This is a genomic window from Aquabacterium sp. A08 (assembly GCF_011742065.1).
Window position 1 is genome coordinate 1 of sequence record NZ_JAAQQT010000670.1, and the last position, 16,914, is coordinate 16,914.

Annotated in this window: 12 protein-coding genes; 5 read left to right on the forward strand and 7 right to left on the reverse strand. The window is 72.0% G+C overall.

What is annotated here, in order from left to right; translation table 11 throughout:
• The 3 genes from recB to HA630_RS16675 all read right to left on the reverse strand — a co-directional run.
• Positions 1–3,277: exodeoxyribonuclease V subunit beta (gene recB, locus HA630_RS16665; RefSeq protein ID WP_166833579.1), on the reverse strand; the 3,277-nt coding region annotated here is incomplete at its 3' end.
• Complete coding sequence (recC, locus tag HA630_RS16670; protein ID WP_208299996.1) at positions 3,274–6,882, reverse strand: exodeoxyribonuclease V subunit gamma; 3,609 nt, start codon at positions 6,880–6,882, stop codon at positions 3,274–3,276. The genes recB and recC, both read right to left, overlap by 4 nt.
• Before the next feature lie 66 nt (positions 6,883–6,948).
• The gene (locus tag HA630_RS16675) at positions 6,949–8,814 is read right to left on the reverse strand and encodes a gamma-glutamyltransferase family protein (RefSeq protein WP_166833577.1); all 1,866 of its coding nucleotides are present in this window, start codon (positions 8,812–8,814) and stop codon (positions 6,949–6,951) included.
• A 55-nt stretch (positions 8,815–8,869) separates the two neighbouring features.
• Here HA630_RS16675 and greB point away from each other — a divergent pair, with 55 nt between their 5' ends.
• A complete protein-coding gene (gene greB, locus HA630_RS16680) occupies positions 8,870–9,427 on the forward strand; it encodes a transcription elongation factor GreB (RefSeq protein WP_166833575.1) in 558 nt (185 codons plus the stop codon).
• Between the two features lie 16 nt (positions 9,428–9,443).
• On the opposite strand, the gene HA630_RS16685 is transcribed toward greB, so the two are convergent.
• The 4 genes from HA630_RS16685 to HA630_RS16700 form a co-directional block, all read right to left on the reverse strand.
• On the reverse strand, positions 9,444–11,684 hold the full coding sequence (locus HA630_RS16685; RefSeq protein ID WP_243855378.1) for a bifunctional (p)ppGpp synthetase/guanosine-3',5'-bis(diphosphate) 3'-pyrophosphohydrolase: 2,241 nt from the start codon (positions 11,682–11,684) through the stop codon (positions 9,444–9,446).
• A 137-nt stretch (positions 11,685–11,821) separates the two neighbouring features.
• A complete protein-coding gene (gene rpoZ, locus HA630_RS16690) occupies positions 11,822–12,025 on the reverse strand; it encodes a DNA-directed RNA polymerase subunit omega (RefSeq protein WP_166833571.1) in 204 nt (67 codons plus the stop codon).
• A 22-nt stretch (positions 12,026–12,047) separates the two neighbouring features.
• Positions 12,048–12,680, reverse strand: coding sequence for a guanylate kinase (gene gmk, locus HA630_RS16695; RefSeq protein ID WP_166833570.1), 633 nt, complete (start codon positions 12,678–12,680; stop codon positions 12,048–12,050).
• Positions 12,681–12,682: 2 nt separating this feature from the next.
• Positions 12,683–13,591, reverse strand: coding sequence for a YicC/YloC family endoribonuclease (locus HA630_RS16700; protein WP_166833568.1), 909 nt, complete (start codon positions 13,589–13,591; stop codon positions 12,683–12,685).
• 49 nt (positions 13,592–13,640) lie between these two features.
• Here HA630_RS16700 and HA630_RS16705 point away from each other — a divergent pair, with 49 nt between their 5' ends.
• The 4 genes from HA630_RS16705 to HA630_RS16720 all read left to right on the forward strand — a co-directional run.
• Positions 13,641–14,651 (forward strand): serine/threonine-protein kinase, encoded by a 1,011-nt coding sequence (locus HA630_RS16705; protein WP_166833566.1) that lies wholly within the window; start codon positions 13,641–13,643, stop codon positions 14,649–14,651.
• Positions 14,648–15,583, forward strand: coding sequence for a PP2C family serine/threonine-protein phosphatase (locus tag HA630_RS16710; RefSeq protein ID WP_166836120.1), 936 nt, complete (start codon positions 14,648–14,650; stop codon positions 15,581–15,583). The genes HA630_RS16705 and HA630_RS16710 overlap by 4 nt, the downstream gene beginning before the upstream one ends.
• Before the next feature lie 74 nt (positions 15,584–15,657).
• Positions 15,658–16,389 (forward strand): ribonuclease PH, encoded by a 732-nt coding sequence (gene rph, locus HA630_RS16715; RefSeq protein ID WP_166836122.1) that lies wholly within the window; start codon positions 15,658–15,660, stop codon positions 16,387–16,389.
• Between the two features lie 10 nt (positions 16,390–16,399).
• Positions 16,400–16,914 (forward strand): non-canonical purine NTP pyrophosphatase (locus HA630_RS16720; RefSeq protein WP_166836124.1); only part of this gene is annotated, 515 nt, incomplete at its 3' end.

Genomic DNA, 16,914 nt, shown 5'->3' on the forward strand with positions numbered 1-16,914 from the left:
GGGCCTGCAGGCAGGCCAGCAGCCAGTCGGTCACGGTGTCCACCCAGCCGCTCCAGCCGCGCGCCTGGCAGCGCCGGGCGACCTGGTCGCGCAGCCGGGCGGGTTGCTGGACCACGGCGGCAAAGCCTTGCTGGGCACACCACTCCAACAGGTCGTGCAAAAACGTGCCGGCCTCGGCCCCGCGCGGGAAGGCGTGTGGGCTGAGCGGCGCGGGGCGCGCGCGGGGGCCGTCCGCGGCGGTTTCGGCGCCGGGCGGGGGCGTGTCGGGGGGCGCGGCCGCCATTTCCTGCACCTGGTCGTGCTGCGGGGTGTCGGGGGCGCTGGGCGCGGCGGGGCCGGCGTCGGTGGCGGCCCCGGCGGTGTCGGCCAGGCGCAGGGCCGAGTAGCTGGCCACCCACCAGCGCTGCGGCGCCACCGGGGCGCAGGTGCGGGTGACGGAAGCGGTGGCCGGCGGGTGCGGGTCGTTCCAGCGCTGCGTGCTGGGTTCGGGCGCGGGCAACGCCTCGGTGTGGTCTGCCGGGCTGGCCCAGTCCACCAGCGGGGCGGGCCAGTTGGGCAGGTCCAGCGGGGCGCCGCCGCCCATGAGGCAGCCGAACGCGCTGCGGTGCAGGTCGGCCAGCGGCGCCAGGCCGACCCAGGTGGCGTAGCGCGCCCGGGTCAGGGCGACGTAGAGCTTGCGCAGGTCTTCGCCCAGGCGTTCGGCGTCGGCCCGTTCGGCGGTGGCGGCCAGGGTGTCGGGGTCGCCGTCCAGGGTGAGCTGCAGCTGGCCCGCGTCGTCGTGCCAGCGCAGCGGGGTGTCGCTGGGCTGCACCGGGCGGTGCAGGCAGGCGAAGGGGTAGCACACCAGTGGGTATTCCAGCCCTTTGGACTTGTGCACGGTGACGACCTGCACCAGCTCGGCGTCGCTCTCCAGCCGCACCTGGGGGGCGTCGCCGCCGCGGCCTTGGGCGGCCAGCTGGCGCTGTTCGGCCAGGTGGCGGATCAGGGCGTGCTCGCCCTCCAGCGCGGCGCTGGCGTGCTGCAGCAGCTCGGCCAGGTGCAGCAGGTCGGTCAGGGTGCGCTCGCCGCCGGGCGGCGCCTGCGGGTCGAGCAGGCGGGCCGGCACGTCGAAGTCGTGCAGCAGCTCGCGCACCATGGGCAGCACGCCGCGCTGGCGCCAGGTGTCGCGGTAGCCGCGAAAGCGCAGCACCACCGTTTCCCAGGCCAGCTCGTCCTGGCGCCAGGCGTCGAGCTGCGCCCAGGACTGGCCCAGGGTGGCGGTGGCCAGGGCGGCGCGCAGCGGGCGTGGGTCGTCCGGGTCGGCGCAGGCGTGCAGCCAGTGCTGCAGGTCCTGCGCGGTGGGGGTGGCGTAAACCGATTCGCGGTCCGACAGGTAAACGCTGCGCAGCCCACGCTCGGCCAGCGCGGCGCGGATGGCGTCGGCCTCTTTGCGGGTGTGCACCAGCACCGCCATGTCGGCCGGGCGCAGGGGGCGCCAGGTGGCCGCTGCTTCGCCGGCCGTTTCGCCGGCCGCCGGGGCGCCGAAACCGGCCTGGCCGCCGTGCAGCCAGCCCACCATGGCGCTGGCGCAGACCTGGGCCAATTGTTGCAGCGCGGCGTCTTTGCCCAGCGCTTGGCCGCCGGCTGGCAGCGGCAGGTGGCACAGCGTCAGCGCCGGGCCGGGGCCGCCCGCCAGGCCCTGGGGGTACCACTGCTGGGCGCGGCCGGCGGCCTGGGCCGGGGTGAACGGCACCGGGTTGTCCCGCCCCGGCGACCGGAAGCCGAAGGCCCCGGCGCCCTCGGGCCGCGCTTCGGCCGAGGCGAAGCAGTGGTTGACCGCTTCCACCATGGCGGCGGTGGAGCGGAAGTTGGTGCCCAGGGTGTAGAGCCGGTCGGCGCAGGCCTGGCGCGCCCGCAGGTAGGTGTGGATGTCGGCGCCGCGGAAGGCGTAGATGGCCTGTTTCGGGTCGCCGATCAGCACCAGCGCGGTGTCCGGCTCGGGCTGCGCGACGCGGTACACCCGGTCGAAGATGCGGTACTGGAGCGGGTCGGTGTCCTGGAATTCGTCGATCAGGGCCACCGGGAACTGCCGGCGGATGGTGGCCGCCAGGCGTTCGCCGTTGGGGCCGTGCAGGGCCTGGTCCAGCCGCAGCAGCAGGTCGTTGAAGCCCATCTGCGCACGGGCGGCCTGTTCGCGCTGGAAGCGCTGGTGCATCCAGTGCGCGGCGTGGCGCAGCAGGTCGGCGCGGGCGCAGGGCAGCTGGGCTAGGTGCGCGCGCAGGTCCGCCAGCGCGGCCAGGGCGGGGTGCTGGGCGCCGGGCGCGGCGTGGGCGGGGTCTTTGCAGACGCCGGTCAGCCCCTCGGGGGTCAGGCGCTGCCAGCCGGTGAGCAGGTCGGGGGCGGCCAGGGCCTGCGGGTCGGTGGCCCAGGCCCGCAGCTTGTCCAGCCAGGTGTCGTAGTACTGGGCGCGGAACTGCTTGGCGTTGAAGTGCTTGGCGGCGGCCCCGGCGTCGAACAGGGTTTTGAGCTCGGCCGTCCAGGCCGGCCAGGGGGCTTTGAGGGCGGCCAGGGCCGCGTCGCGCTGCGCCTGCGCCGTGGCCAGCAGTTCGTCCGGCGGGCGCGGGTCGGCCGGGTCGAGCCCGCCGGTGGCGGCCAGTTCCAGCAGCGGGCGCACGGCGCGCAACAGCGCGTCCGGGCCGTTCCACCAGCGCAGCACCTCCTGCGCCAGCGCCGCGGGCAGCGGCGCGTAAAAGCTGCGCCAAGCGTCGCGCGCGACCTCGGCCTGCAGCTCGGCGGGGTCGGTCTCCAGGGTCTGCTGGAACAGGCTGTTGCCGTCGAAGGCGTGCTCGCGCAGCATGCGCAGGCACCAGCCGTGGATGGTGGAGACGGCGGCCTCGTCCATCCATTCGGCGGCCACCTGCAGCCGCACGGCCAGGCGTGGCCAGTCGGCCTCGGGGTGGTCGGCGCGCAGGGCCAGCAGGGCCTGCAAGTCGGGGTCGTCGCGCAGGGTGGCGCGTTCGGCCGGGTCGTCGCGGAACACCCGGGCGGCCTGGGCCAGGCGCAGCCGCACGCGGGCGCGCAGTTCCTGGGTGGCGGCTTCGGTGAAGGTGACGACCAGCACTTCGGGCGGGGTCAGTGGCCGGGCGAAGGCGGCCGGGTCGTCGCCCGGGCGCGGGCCCAGCACCAGCCGCACGTAGAGCATGGCGATGGTCCAGGTCTTGCCGGTGCCGGCGCTGGCCTCGATGAGGCGGCTGCCGTGCAGCGGGAAGTCGCGGACCTGCAGCGGGGTGGGGGTCATGCCTCGGCCTCCGGGGCGGGGGGGGCGCTTTTGCCGCGCTTGACCGGGATGGCCCGCCACAGCGGCCGCAGCAGGGTGTCGGTCCAGTGCCGGAAGGGGCTGGGGTCGGCGGCGCTGGCCCGTGGCCCGGCCAGGGCGGCGAAGTCGGGGTAGGCCCGGCGCAGGTGGGGCTGGCGCTCGCGTTCGCCGCCGTCGCCTTCGCCTTCGTAGGATTTTTGGGCGGCCAGCCAGGCGCGGGCCGGGTCGTCGGGCTGGGTGCCCAGGGCGCGCAGCCACTCGAAGGCGGGCTTGACCGCCAGCGGCAAGGGGCTGCACAGGCCGGTCTGCCAGGCCTGCAGCAGCGCCGTCCAGTGCGCTTCGGCCTGCTCGGGCGGCAGTGGCTCCAGCGTCACCTGGCCGGCCTTGCTCAGCACCCGGGTGGTCAGCGGGCCACCGGCCAGGTGGGCGGCCAGATGGACCACCCAGTGGCCCACCAGTTTGTCGGCGCGGTAGCGGCCCTGCGCGTCCACCAGATGGCTGGTTTCCAGCACCACGCGGGCGCGGTCGCCCTGGGCGTTGCGGCGCAGGTCGTCCAGCCGGTCCAGCACCGCCACGGCTTGGCCGTCCACGGTGGCGCGCCAGTCCAGGGTCTCGCGGTGGGGCAGGGGCCAGTCGGCCAGCGCGGTCTGGTAGGCCTGCATCAGCTCGGGCAGGGGGGCTTGCAGCTCGGCGCGCTGGGCCTGGCCAAAGCCGCCGGCGGCCAGTTCGCCGCGGCGCTCCAGCGCGTCGAGCCGGCGGGTCAGGTCGTCGGCCAGGTCATCCCCCCGGCGCAGGGCCTGGGTCTGGTGCTGCAGCAGTTCGTGGTGCAGGCGCCAGCGGTCCAGGCCGTCCAGGGCGAACGGTTCGTGTTCGGCCTGGGTGGCGTCGGGCAGGTCCAGGTCGGCGCCCAGGCGGCGCCGGAAGAACGCCTTGACCGGGTCTTTGAGGAAGCTGGCCAGCTCGGCCACGGTCAGCGGCTCGCTGCGGGCCAGGGCGGGCAGGGGGGGGCTGGCCGCTGCCTGCGTGGCGGCGCCTCGGCGCCATTCGTGGGCGTAGGTGAACCAGCGCGCCCGCGGCTCGGTGGTGGCGGGGCCAAAGTAGCGCGGGCTGAAGGGCTGCAGCGGGTGTTCGGTGGTCAGGGCGGCGAGCAGCCCGCCGGGCGCCGCATCGGCCAGCCGCCAGCCGGTGGCCAGGTGTTCGCGCAGCTGGTTGACCAGCACCGACGGCGCCCGTTCGCTGTTGTCGGTGACGCTGCGCCCCACCCACGACACATACAGCCGGTCGCGCGCCGACAGCAGGGCTTCGAGCAGCATGTAGTGGTCGTCGCTGCGGCGCGAACGGTCGCCGGGGCGGTACTGGCGGCCCATCAGGTCGAAGTCCAGCGGCGCCCGGTTGCGCGGGTAGGCGCCGTCGTTCATGCCCAGCAGGCAGACGTGGCGGAAGGGGATGGCGCGCATCGGCATCAGCGTGGCGAAGGTGACGGCGCCGCCAAAGAAGCGCTGCGACAGCCGGGGCGCGTCCAGCGCGGTCAGCCAGTGTTCGGCGGCCACGGCCAGCGGCAGGGCCTCGTCCAGCCGGGCTTCGGTGCAGACGGCCTGCCAGGCGTCCAGCGCCTGTGCCAACTGCAGCAGGGTGAGGGGGTCGCGCGGGTCGGCGGGCTCGTCGCGGCCGGGGCTGGCGTCGAAAAAGTCGTGCAGCACCTGGCGGAAACGGGTGCACCACTCGGCCACCGGGGCCGGCTGGCGCAGCGCGTCCCAGGTGCTGGCCAGGCGTTCCAGCAGCTGCACCAGGGGGCCGAGCAGGGCGGCGTCGAGCCCGCCGATTTCGCCGTAGGGGTCGGTGCCCTGCCAGGCCTCGGCACCGGCGCCCACGGCGTAGCCCAGCAGCATGCGGCGCAGGCCGAACAGCCAGGTGTGCGGGGCGGCGGCCTGGGCGTCGGCGGGCAGGTCCAGGCTGGCGCGGTGGGCGGCGTGCAGGCCCCAGCGCACGTTGGCGCCGCGCACCCAGCGCTGCAGCAGCGCGCGGTCGGCCGGGGCGATGCCGAAGCGCCGCGCCACCGCGGGCACGTCCAGCAGGTCCATCAGCTCGCTGGCACTGAGCCGGGCCTGGGGCAGGCGCAGCAGTAGGCGCAGGGCGTGCAGCAGCGGGTCGGTGGCGCTGGCGCCCTGGTCGGCCACGGTGTAGGGGATGTGGCGCGGGTCACTCGCCGGCCGCAGCCCGAACACCGCCTGGATGTGCGGGGCGTAGGCCTGCACGTCGGGCACCATCACGATCACGTCGCGCGGGGTCAGCGTGGGGTCGGCCTGGAAGGCGGCCAGCAGCTGGTCGTGCAGCACCTCCACCTCGCGCTGCGGGCTGTGGGCCCGGTGGAAGCGCACCGAGGCGTCCTGCGCCGGGTCCACCGCCGGCCAGCGCGCGCGGGTTTCGTGCAGCGGACGCAGGTCGCGGATGTCGTCCTGCAGCTGGCGCAACAGGGTGTCGGGGGGGGGTGCGATGAACAGTTCGGTGCTGTGGCCGATGGCCTGGAAGTGCTGGCGGTAGTGGGCCAGGGCCTCGGGCCGGTCGTGTTCGTTGAGCAGGCCGATGAAGTCGCGCCCCTGCTTGCCCCAGGCCGCCAGCAGCGGGTGGGCGTGCCGGTGCAACTGCTCGGGTGCCAGCCGCGCGGGCATGCTGTGGCGCCGCGCCTGGCGGGTGCCGTGGCGTTCGGCGGCGCGCAGCAGTTCGTGGTCGGACACGGTGTCGGCCCAGTGGTGTTCGCAGGGGTTGTGCACGCACATCAGCACCTGGCACCAGCGCGCCAGCACGGCCAGCACCTCCAGCGACTGGCGCGGCAGGCTGGAAATGCCGAACACCACCAGGCGCCGCGGCAGCCCGGCCGGCCGCTCGGGGCCGTTCCAGTCGCGGGCGCGGGCCAGAAACGCCGCGTGCACCGCGGCCCGGCCGGGGCGGGGGGCGTTGGCGTCGGTCTGCACATCGGCCTGCAGCGCGCGCCACAGCGCGGCCTGCCAGCGCTGGTCGGCCTCCAGCGGCACGGCGCCGCCGCGCGCGTCGATCAGCACGTCCTGCCCGTCGCCCCAGGCCTGCAGCCAGTCGGCGCGGTAGACCTGGTACTGGTCGAACAGGTCGGCCAGGCGTTCGGCCAGCTGGAAGCGTTTGCGCCGGTCGGCGTCGTCGGCCAGGAAGCGCTGCAGCGGCGCGTAGGCGGTCTGGTCCAGCAGGGTGGGCAGCAGGCGCATCAGGCGCCAGACCAGGCGTGGCTTGTCGAAGGGCGAGGTCTCGGGCACCCGCTCTGGCCCCAGCACCGCACGGTAGGCCTGCCACAAAAATTGCGAGGGCAGGTGGAACTGCAGCGCCGCGGCAATGCCGGCGCCGCCGCGCTCGGGCGTTTCGGCCAGCGACAGCTTGAGCCACTGGGCGATGCCGTTGCTCTGCACCAGCAGGGTTTCGTTTTCCAGCGGCGCCAGCGGGTAGCGCTGCAGCCAGCCGACGGCCAGGTCGCGCAGTGCCTCGGCGTGGTTGCCGTGCACCACCATCAGGCCGGGTGGCAGGTCGTGGACGGTGGGCTCCCCGGGGCGTGGCGCGTTCATCCGGCCGATGGTAGCGAAGTTGCGGCCCGCTTTCGGCGCAGCGGGCGTGCTCGCCTGCGTTGGGGCTCAGTCGCCGGCCACCACGCCTTCGCGGCGCGGGTCGGCGCCGCCGAACAGGCCGCCCGGCACCACCTGCAGCGCCTGCAGGCCGCTGGTCAGCGGCTGTTCGCGCACGGTGTGGCCGCGCGCACGCAGGGCCTGCGCGGTGGCGGGGGCAAAGCGCCCGGCCTCCAGCCACAGCGGCCCGCCGGTGTGGCCGTGGTTGGGCGCGTCGATGGCGCGCTGCGCGTCCAGTCCCTGCTGCAGCACGCCATGCAGCACCTTGGCGGTGTAGTGGATGATGAAGGCGCCGCCCGGGCTGCCGGTGGTCATGACCAGGCGGTCGGTGTCGGCGTCGAACACCAGCGTCGGCGCCATGGACGAACGCGGTCGCTTGCCCGGCTCGACCCGGTTGGCCACCGGCCGGCCCTGGGCGTCGCGCGGGCGAAAGCTGAAGTCGGTCAGCTGGTTGTTCAGCAGAAAGCCGCCCACCATCTGCCGGGCGCCAAAGGCGCTTTCAATGGTGGTGGTCAGCGCCACGGCGTGGCCTTGCGCGTCCACGATGCTGACGTGGCTGGTGCCGCGCTCGGGTTGTTCGGCCATGGGTGCCCAGGCCAGGGGCGTGCCGGCGGGCTGGCCAGCTGGGGCCTGGGGCAGAGCCTGCTCGCCGATCAGCCGCGCGCGGGCTTGCAGGTAGGCCGGGTCCAGCAGTCGGGCCCAGTCGCCGCCGGGGGCGGGCACGAAGTCGGGGTCGGCCACGTGCTGGGCGCGGTCGGCAAAGGCCAGCCGACTGGCTTCGGTGTAGCGGTGCAGCCAGTCCACCGAAGGCTCGGTCCCGGGGTTGGCGGGCTCGGGTGGCCACTGGGCCAGCGTGCCCAGGATCTGCCCCACCGCCAGGGCCCCGGAGCCGGGTGGCGGGAAGCCGCAGACCCGGTAGCGCCGGGTGGGTGTCTCCAGCGGGTGGCACAGCGCTTTGCGCTCGCGCGGTCGGTAGTGGCGCAGGTCGTCCAGACTCAAGTGGCCCGGGCGCAGCGGGTGTTGGCGCACCTTGTCCACCATGGCCTGCGCCACCGGGCCGCGCATCAGACCGGCCGCGCCCTCGGTGGCGATGCGGCGCAGGGTGTCGGCCAGCGCCGGGTTGCGCAGGCGGTGCCCCACCGGCCAGGGCCGGCCCTGGGCGCCGTAAAAGTGGCGGGCGGCGTCCGGGTCGCGCCGCAGGTGCGGGTCTTGCGCCAGCAGGGTGTGCAGGCGCGGCGTGACGGCAAAGCCGTCTTGCGCCAGCGCCACGGCCGGCGCCACCAGCCGCGCCCAGGGCAGGCGGCCGTGCCGGCGGTGGGCCGCTTCCAGCATGGCCACGGCCCCGGGCACGCCGACCGACAGGCCGCCCACCACCGCGTCGTCAAAGGGCAGGGGTTGGCCGTCCGGGCCCAGGAACAGGTCCTCGCTGGCGGCGGCGGGGGCGGTTTCGCGGCCGTCGTAGGCGCGCACGGCCTGACCGTCGAAATGCAGCAGAAACGCGCCGCCGCCCACGCCGCTGGACTGCGGCTCCACCACCCCCAGCACCAGTTGCACCGCCACCGCCGCGTCCAGCGCGTTGCCGCCGTCGCGCAGCACCGCCCGCCCGGCCTCTGCCGCCAGGGGGTGGGCCGCCGCCACGGCGTGGCGCTGGGCCGTCCAGCCGGGTTTGGCCACCCAGCCCGACGCCGCCTCCGGCTGGGGCGGGCCGCTCGGGGCCAACGGCGCCGTGCCGCAGGCGGCCAGGCCCAGGCTGCCACACAGCAGCCACAGGGCCCGTCCCACGCGTTCGGGTGCCCGCGGTTGCGGGCGGTGGGTCGTGGGCAGCGCAGCGGCACCGCCGGGCGGGACCCCTCGGGGGATGTTGGACAATCGCATCACAGCGGTGACGGTACCACGTTCACCCCTTTGCGGCCCCCTTTTTTCCGACCCCATGAGCAAGGCCTTCACCAAAGAAACCGACGCGGAAGACGACGACCTGCCCGACGGCCCGGCGCTGCCCGCGGGCGGCAAGAATTACATGACCCAGGCCGGCCACGACCGCCTGCGCGCTGAACTGCTGCACCTGCTGGACGAAGAGCGCCCGCGCGTGGTCGAGATCGTGCACTGGGCCGCCAGCAATGGCGACCGCTCCGAAAACGGCGACTACCTCTACGGCAAAAAGCGTTTGCGCGAGATCGACCGCCGCATCCGCTTCCTCACCCGGCGGCTGGACATCGCGGTGGTGGTCGACCCCTCCCTGCACCACGGCGCGGACCAGGTGTTTTTTGGCGCCACCGTCACCTACGCGCGCGAGGACGGTGCCGAAAACACCGTCACCATCCTCGGCATCGACGAGGCCGACAGCGCCCAGGGCCAGGTCAGCTGGGTGGCGCCGGTGGCGCAGGCCCTGTTGAAAGCCCGGGTGGGCGACGAGGTGCGGCTGCGCACCCCCGCCGGTTGGGACACGCTGGAGGTGCTGGACGTGCGCTACCCGGCCCCGGCGCGCTGACGCCCCCGGGGGCGCTTCAAAGGCCTTCGCGCGCCGGCCGCACCCGCGCGGCACGCACCACCGACGGCGTCCGCTTGAGTTGGCGCAGCACCTGGGCCAGGTGCACCCGGTCGCGCACCGCCACGGTGAAGCGCAGGTCGATGGCGCTTTGCGCCGCGTCCTCGCCCATGTGGATATGGGTGATGTCGGCCTCCGCCGCGGCCAGCGCCGCCGCCACCTTGGCCAGCACTCCCTTGCCGTTGACCACCGTCACCACCACGGTGGACTCGAACAGCCGCACCGGCTCCTCGGCCCACTCCACCTCCAGGAAGCGCTCGCTGTCGCGGTGCAGCAGCTTGCGCCCCACCGGGCAGTCGTCGGTGTGCACCACCAGGCCTTCGCCGCGGCCCAGGTAGCCCACAATGCCGTCGCCCGGCACCGGCCGGCAACAGCTGGCGTACTGCACCGAGGCGCCCTCGCTGCCGTCCAGCGTCACCACGCCCTGGCTGGGCCGGTCGTCGTGCGCGGCGCCGTAGCGCTCCTGGCTGATCAGCAGCAGGTCGGGCTTTTCGCCCGATTCGGCCAGCAGCGCCGCCAGCTTCTTGCCCACCATGCTGGCGATGCGCTTGCCCAGGCCGATGTCGGTCAGCAGCTCCGCGCGCAGCTTGTTGCCGGTGAAGCGCAGCAGCTTGTCCCACACCGCCTGGTGCTCGGGGCCGTCGGTGGGCAATGCGGCAATGCCTTCGGCGCGCAGCGCCTGCAGCAGCAGCCGCTCGCCCAGCGTCATCGATTCTTCCTGGGCCAGGGTTTTCAGGTGGTGGCGGATCTTGGAGCGCGCCCGCCCGGTTTTCACAAAGCCCAGCCAGCTCGGGTTGGGCGTGGCGTGCGGCGAGGTGACGATCTCCACCACATCGCCGTTGTTCAGCTCGGTGCGCAGCGCGGCCTGTTCGCCGTTGACCTTGGCGCCGATGGCGCGGCTGCCCACGTCGCTGTGGATGGCGTAAGCAAAGTCCACCACCGTGGCGCCGCGCGGCATGGCCATGATGCGGCTCTTGGGCGTGAACACATAGACCGAATCGGGGAACAGGTCGATCTTGACGTGGTCCCAGAACTCGGCCGCGTCGTGCGTTTCCTGCTGGATGTCCAGCAGTGACTGCAGCCACTGGGTGTTGAGGTCCTGCGACGCCGGGCTGTCCGGCTCGCTCGCCTTGTACAGCCAGTGCGCCGCCACGCCGGACTCGGCCACCACGTCCATGGTGGGCGTGCGCAGCTGGAACTCGATGTTGGTGCCGAACGGCCCCACCAGCGTGGTGTGCAGCGACTGGTAGCCGTTCATCTTGGGGATGGCGATGTAGTCGCGGAACTTGCCCGGCAGCGGCTTGTAGAGCTGGTGCAGCGTGCCCAGCGCGGTGTAGCAGTCCAACAGCTCGGGCAGCACGATGCGAAAGCCGTAGATGTCGGTCACCTGCGCGAAGGACAGGTGCTTGAGGTCCATCTTGCGGTAGACGGAGTAGAGCGTTTTCTCGCGCCCCACGATGCGCACGTCCATCCCCAGCTTCAGGAAGGCGTTTTCCACCTCGCCCTGCACCCGCGCGATCAGGTCTTTGCGGCGGCTGCGCGACTTGTTCAGGGCCTTGTCCAGCGCCTGGTAGCGCCAGGGGTGCAGGTGCTTGAAGGCCAGGTCCTGCAGTTCGCGGTAGTTGTTGTTCAGGCCCAGGCGGTGGGCAATCGGCGCGTAGATTTCCAGCGTTTCGCTGCTGATGCGGGCCCACTTGCTGCGCGGCATGTCGCCCATGGTGCGCATGTTGTGGGTGCGGTCGGCCAGCTTGATGAGGATGACGCGCACGTCGCGCGCCATGGCCAGCAGCATCTTGCGGAAGGACTCGGCCTGGTTCTGTTCGCGGCTGTCGAATTCCAGCTTGTCCAGCTTGGTCAGGCCGTCCACCAGCTCGGCCACGGGGGTGCCGAAACGCTCGGCCATGTCCTGTTTGGACACGCCGCAGTCCTCCAGCACGTCGTGCATCAGGGCGGCGCACAGGGCCTGGGCGTCCAGCTTCCATTCGGTGCACTGCTGCGCCACCGCGATCGGGTGGGTGATGTAGGGGTCGCCGTTCTTGCGCATCTGGCCCAGGTGGGCGGCGTCGGCAAAGCGGTAGGCCTGGCGCACCTGTTCCACCTCGGCCGCGCTCAGGTAGTCCAGCCGTGCCTCCAGCGCCGCGAAGCTCGCGGCGGCGGCACTGGCCGCGGCCGGGGAATGGCTCATCGCAGGGGCGGGCATCACATCTTGGCGCATCCCTTTACTTTAGCCGGACTCGGCACCGTTTGCGGGCATGGGGTCGGCAAACGGCGCAATGGGCGCGATAAAAACAAAAAGCACCGCGGCGGCGGTGCTTTCGGTGCGGCAGGGCGTTGGCCTCAGACCGGCACTTTTTTCAACATTTCCAGGCCGACCTTGCCGTCGGCGATTTCGCGCAGCGCGGTCACGACCGGCTTGTTGCGGGTCTCGATCTTGGGGGTGTGGCCCTGGTTCAGCATGCGGGCGCGGTAGGTCGCGGCCAGCACGAGCTGGAAACGGTTGGGGATCTTTTCCAGGCAATCTTCGACGGTGATGCGTGCCATGTCGGGGCTCCAGACTGAGCGTTCAGCTCGTGGATGACGGGATGTGAAGTGCGCGAAAAGTTTCGGCGCGGGCGCGGCGCTGGGCGGCCACCTTGAGTCGCTGGGCGTGCGCAATCGCTTTCAGGTCGAACAGAGCACGCTCAAACATTTCATTGATTATAACGAAGTCGAAGCGGTCGACGTGGGCCACCTCCTCGGCGGCGTTGCGCATGCGCAGTTCGATCACCTCCTCGCTGTCCTCGGCGCGGCGCATCAGGCGGGCGCGCAGCTCGGGCCAACTTGGCGGCAGGATGAAGATCAGCACCGCGTTGGGGAACTGCTCTTTGATCTGGATGGCGCCCTGGTAGTCGATCTCCAGCACGATGTCGGCGCCGGCGGCGATTTTGTCCTCGATCGCCTTGCGCGAGGTGCCGTAGCGGTTGCTGTGCACATGGGCCCACTCGACGAAGGCGTTGTGCGCCACCATGCGGTCGAACTCTTCGTTGCTGACGAAGTAGTACTCGCGGCCGTGCATTTCCTGGCCGCGCGGCGCGCGCGTGGTGTGCGACACCGACAGCTCCATGCGCGCGTCCACTTCCAGCAGCGCCTTGACCAGGCTGGACTTGCCGGTGCCGCTGGGCGCGGCCACGACGTAGAGGTTTCCGGGGTAATCCATATTCATTCCAGGTTTTGCACCTGCTCGCGCATCTGCTCGATCAGCACTTTCATGTCCACCGAGATGCGGGTGAGTTCCAGGCTGGAGGATTTGCTGCCCAGGGTGTTGGCCTCGCGGTGCAGTTCCTGAATAAAGAAGTCCAGGCGCTTGCCGACTTCGCCGCCTTTGTGCAGCAGGCGTTCGATCTCGTCCAGGTGCGACTGCAGACGGGTCAGTTCCTCGGCCACGTCGATGCGGATGGCGTAGGCGGTGGCCTCGGACAGGGCGCGTTCCTGGGCGGCGCTGGCGGCGGCGTCGCTCTGGGCCGCGCCCAGGGCGTCGTTCCAGCGTTCCAGAAAGCGCTGGCGTTGCAGTTCCACCAGCTGCGGCACCAGCGGCTGGGCCTGGCTGGCCAGGGCGCGCAGCTGCGCCAGGTGGCCCAGCAGCATGGCCGCCAGACGCGCGCCTTCGCGTTCGCGCGAGGCGGTGAATTCGCCCACCTGCACCTGGGCCAGGGCCAGCAGGGCGTCGCCCAGGCCGGTGGGCGCGGGGGCGCTGCGCGACAGGGTGCCCAGCACCTCGGCCACGCTCAGTTCGCGGGCGCTGGGCAGCCAGTCGCGCACCTGGTCCTGCAGGGCCAGCAGCTTTTGCAGTTCGGCCACGCTGGGCGCGCGCAGCCCGCCGTCCTGGCGGCCTTCGATCCAGGCGCGCACCTCCACCTTGCCGCGCTTCATGCGGGCGGTCAGCAGTTCGCGCAGCGCCGGTTCGCCCGGGCGCAGTTCGTCGGACAGGCGAAAGGACAGGTCGAGGAAGCGGCTGTTGACCGAACGGATTTCCATGCCCAGCATGGGCCCGGCCGGGGGGCTCGGTTCGCCGCCGGCGGGGGGGTGGCTGTGCCCGTTGGCATAGCCGGTCATGCTGTAAACTGGCATTCAAACTCTCTGTGTGTGCAACGTTGTTGGGGTTGCAGATCCTCTGATTATGTCAAAGACCAAGCCCGCTCCCCTGCCACCAGACACGCTGATCGGGGGTTACCGCATCGTGCGCCAGCTGGCGGCCGGCGGTTTCGGGCTGGTCTACCTGGCGCTGGACAGCAGCGGCCAGCCGGTGGCGCTCAAGGAATACCTGCCCTCGGCGCTGGCGGTGCGGGCACCGGGTGAGCTGCTGCCGGTGGTGCCGCCCGAAAAACTGTCGCTCTACCGCTTGGGGCTCAAGAGTTTCTTCGAGGAAGGCCGGGCACTGGCGCAGATCTCCCACCCGTCGGTGGTGAGCGTGCTCAACTTCTTCCGCGAAAACGAAACCGTTTACATGGTCATGAACTACCTCGAAGGCGCCAGCCTGCAGGAGTTCATCGTCACCGCGCGCGGCCTGAAGAAAAAAAAGGTCATGCGCGAGGCCACCATCCGTTCGCTGTTCGACGAGGTGCTGCGCGGCCTGCGCATCGTGCACCAGCACAAGATGCTGCACCTCGACATCAAGCCGGCCAACATCTTCATCACCGACGAGAACAAGGCGGTGTTGATCGACTTTGGCGCGGCGCGCGAGGTGCTCAACACCGAGGGCAATTTTGTGCGCCCGATGTACACCCCCGGTTTTGCCGCGCCGGAAATGTACAAGCGCAACACCGGCATGGGGCCGTGGACCGACATTTACGCGGTGGGCGCCTGCATGTATTCCTGCATGCAGGGCTACCCGCCGCACGACGCGCCCCAGCGCCTCGAAAAGGACCGGCTGGCCTCGTCCCTGGCGCGGCTGCGCGGGGTGTATTCCGACAACCTGATCGAGGTGGTGCAGTGGTGCATGGCCACCGACCCGCTGTCGCGCCCGCAGTCGGTGTTCGCCCTGCAAAAAGAGCTCAACCGCGAGGACGAGCCCCAGTTCACGCAGCCCGGGCTGGTGGACAAGGTGCGTTGGCGCCTGGGTGGGTTGATCGGCGGCGCCGCGCCGGCCCCGGCGCGCCCGTCCGAGCGTTCCAGCTTCATGGACCCATGAAGTTCTCCGTCTACCAGGTCAGCCGCCAGGGCGGCCGGCCGCTGAACGAGGACCGGCTGGGCTACACCTACACCCGCGGCGCGGTGCTGCTGGTGCTGGCCGACGGCATGGGTGGCCACCCCGAGGGCGAAAAGGCCGCCGAGATCGCGGTGCAGGCCTTCACCCGGGCCTTTCGCGCCCAGGCCCAGCCCACCCTGGCCGACCCGCGCGCCTTTCTGGAGGCCACCGTGCTGGCCGCCAGCCAGGCGATCGCCGACTACGCCCGTGCCGCGGCCATGCCCGACAACCCGCGCACCACCGCCGTGGCCGCCGTGCTGCAGGACGGCCAGCTCACCGCGCTGCATTCCGGCGACTCGCGCCTGTACTGGGTGCGCCAGGGCCGGCTGCTGGCCCGCACCCGCGACCACACTTACCACGACAAGCCCGAGCTGTTTCGCAACCTGCCGCCGGGCCTCAACCGCAGCGTGCTGTTCACCTGCCTGGGCTCCGACAGCCCGCCGCTGTACGACGTGCTCGGGCCCCAGGCCCTGCACGACGGCGACCGCCTGCTGCTGTGCTCCGACGGTCTGTGGTCGGTCGTGGCCGACCCCGACGTGGCCGCCGGCCTGCACGGCCTGCCGCTGAAAGACGCGGTGTCGCAACTGGCCGACGAGGCCCTGCGCAAGGGCGGCCGGCACGGCGACAACGTCTCGCTGCTGGCGCTGGAGTGGGAGGCCGACGAGGCCTTCGCCGCCACCGAAGTGATCCACCCCGACGCGCTGGGTGCCGAGGACGCCGTGTCGTCCGACGCCGAGGCGCTGGCGCCCGGCGCGGCCCATGCCACCGATGCCACCGCCGGCCCGGACGACGCCTTCGACGACGAGGCGATCGAACGCACCATCGCCGAAATCAACGACGCGATCCGCCGCACCGCCCTGCGCAAGTCCCCCTGATGCCTGAAGCCCCGCGCGGCCCTGCGCCGCGCCCTTGACCCGAAGCCCCAATGACCGACCCTGTTGCCTCCCCCATGCCCCGCCACGACGGCCGCCCCGCCCACGCCTTGCGCCCGGTGCGCATCACCCGCGGCTTCACCAAACACGCCGAAGGATCGGTGCTGATCGAATTCGGCGACACCCGGGTGCTGTGCACCGCCACTGTGGAGGAGCGCGTGCCGCCGCACCAGAAAGGCACGGGCGAGGGCTGGGTGACGGCCGAATACGGCATGCTGCCGCGCGCCACCCACACCCGCAGCAGCCGCGAGGCCGCCAAGGGCAAGCAGACCGGCCGCACCCAGGAAATCCAGCGCCTGATCGGCCGCTCCCTGCGCGCGGTGTTCGACCTGAAGCTGCTGGGCGAACGCACCCTCACGCTGGACTGCGACGTGCTGCAGGCCGACGGCGGTACCCGCACCGCCGCCATCACCGGGGCCTTTGTGGCCGCGCAGGACGCGGTGCACCACCTGCTGGCCGAAGGCAAGCTGTCCCAGACCCCGGTGCTGCATCCGGTGGCGGCGGTGTCGGTCGGCATCGTCAACGGCGTGCCAGTGCTGGACCTCGATTACGTGGAAGACTCCGCCTGCGACACCGACATGAACGTGGTCATGACCGGCGCCGGCCACTACGTGGAGGTGCAGGGCACCGCCGAAGGCGCGCCGTTCAACCGGGAAGAAATGAACCAGTTGCTGTTGCTGGCCGAAAAAGGCATCCAGGAACTGATCGGTCTGCAGCGCGCCGCCCTGGCCGGTGCGGACGTGGCGTGAGGGGGCGGGCATGACGGGCAAACAACTGGTGCTGGCCAGCAACAACGCCGGCAAATTGGCCGAGCTGCAGGCCATGTTCGCGCCGTTGGGTGTGGAACTGGTCCGCCAGGGCGACCTGGGCATCCCCGAGGCGGCCGAGCCGCACTGCACCTTTGTGGAGAACGCCCTGGCCAAGGCCCGCCACGCCAGCGCGCACAGCGGCCTGCCCGCCCTGGCCGACGACGCCGGCCTGTGCGTGGACGCCTTCGGCGGCCTGCCGGGCGTGGACACGGCTTACTACTGCACCCAGTTTGGCTACGACAAAAGCGATGCCAACAACGTGCGCGCGCTGCTGGAGCAATTGCAAGGCCAGCCCAACCGCCGCGCCGCCATGGTCAGCACCCTGGTGGCGGTGCGCAGCCCGACCGACCCGGAACCGCTCATCGCCACCGGCCGCGTGGCCGGCCTGATCGCGCCCGAGCCGGTGGGCAGCAACGGCTTTGGTTTCGATCCCATCATGTGGCTCCCCGAGTTCGGCCAGACCTT

What these genes read in the sequence shown, in the direction of transcription:
- recC (WP_208299996.1), bottom strand. Translation starts at nt 6,882, where the DNA reads ATGAACGCGCCACGCCCCGGGGAGCCCACCGTCCACGACCTGCCACCC.
- HA630_RS16675 (WP_166833577.1), bottom strand. Translation starts at nt 8,814, where the DNA reads ATGCGATTGTCCAACATCCCCCGAGGGGTCCCGCCCGGCGGTGCCGCT.
- greB (WP_166833575.1), top strand. Translation starts at nt 8,870, where the DNA reads ATGAGCAAGGCCTTCACCAAAGAAACCGACGCGGAAGACGACGACCTG.
- HA630_RS16685 (WP_243855378.1), bottom strand. Translation starts at nt 11,684, where the DNA reads ATGCCCGCCCCTGCGATGAGCCATTCCCCGGCCGCGGCCAGTGCCGCC.
- rpoZ (WP_166833571.1), bottom strand. Translation starts at nt 12,025, where the DNA reads ATGGCACGCATCACCGTCGAAGATTGCCTGGAAAAGATCCCCAACCGT.
- gmk (WP_166833570.1), bottom strand. Translation starts at nt 12,680, where the DNA reads ATGGATTACCCCGGAAACCTCTACGTCGTGGCCGCGCCCAGCGGCACC.
- HA630_RS16700 (WP_166833568.1), bottom strand. Translation starts at nt 13,591, where the DNA reads ATGCCAGTTTACAGCATGACCGGCTATGCCAACGGGCACAGCCACCCC.
- HA630_RS16705 (WP_166833566.1), top strand. Translation starts at nt 13,641, where the DNA reads ATGTCAAAGACCAAGCCCGCTCCCCTGCCACCAGACACGCTGATCGGG.
- HA630_RS16710 (WP_166836120.1), top strand. Translation starts at nt 14,648, where the DNA reads ATGAAGTTCTCCGTCTACCAGGTCAGCCGCCAGGGCGGCCGGCCGCTG.
- rph (WP_166836122.1), top strand. Translation starts at nt 15,658, where the DNA reads ATGCCCCGCCACGACGGCCGCCCCGCCCACGCCTTGCGCCCGGTGCGC.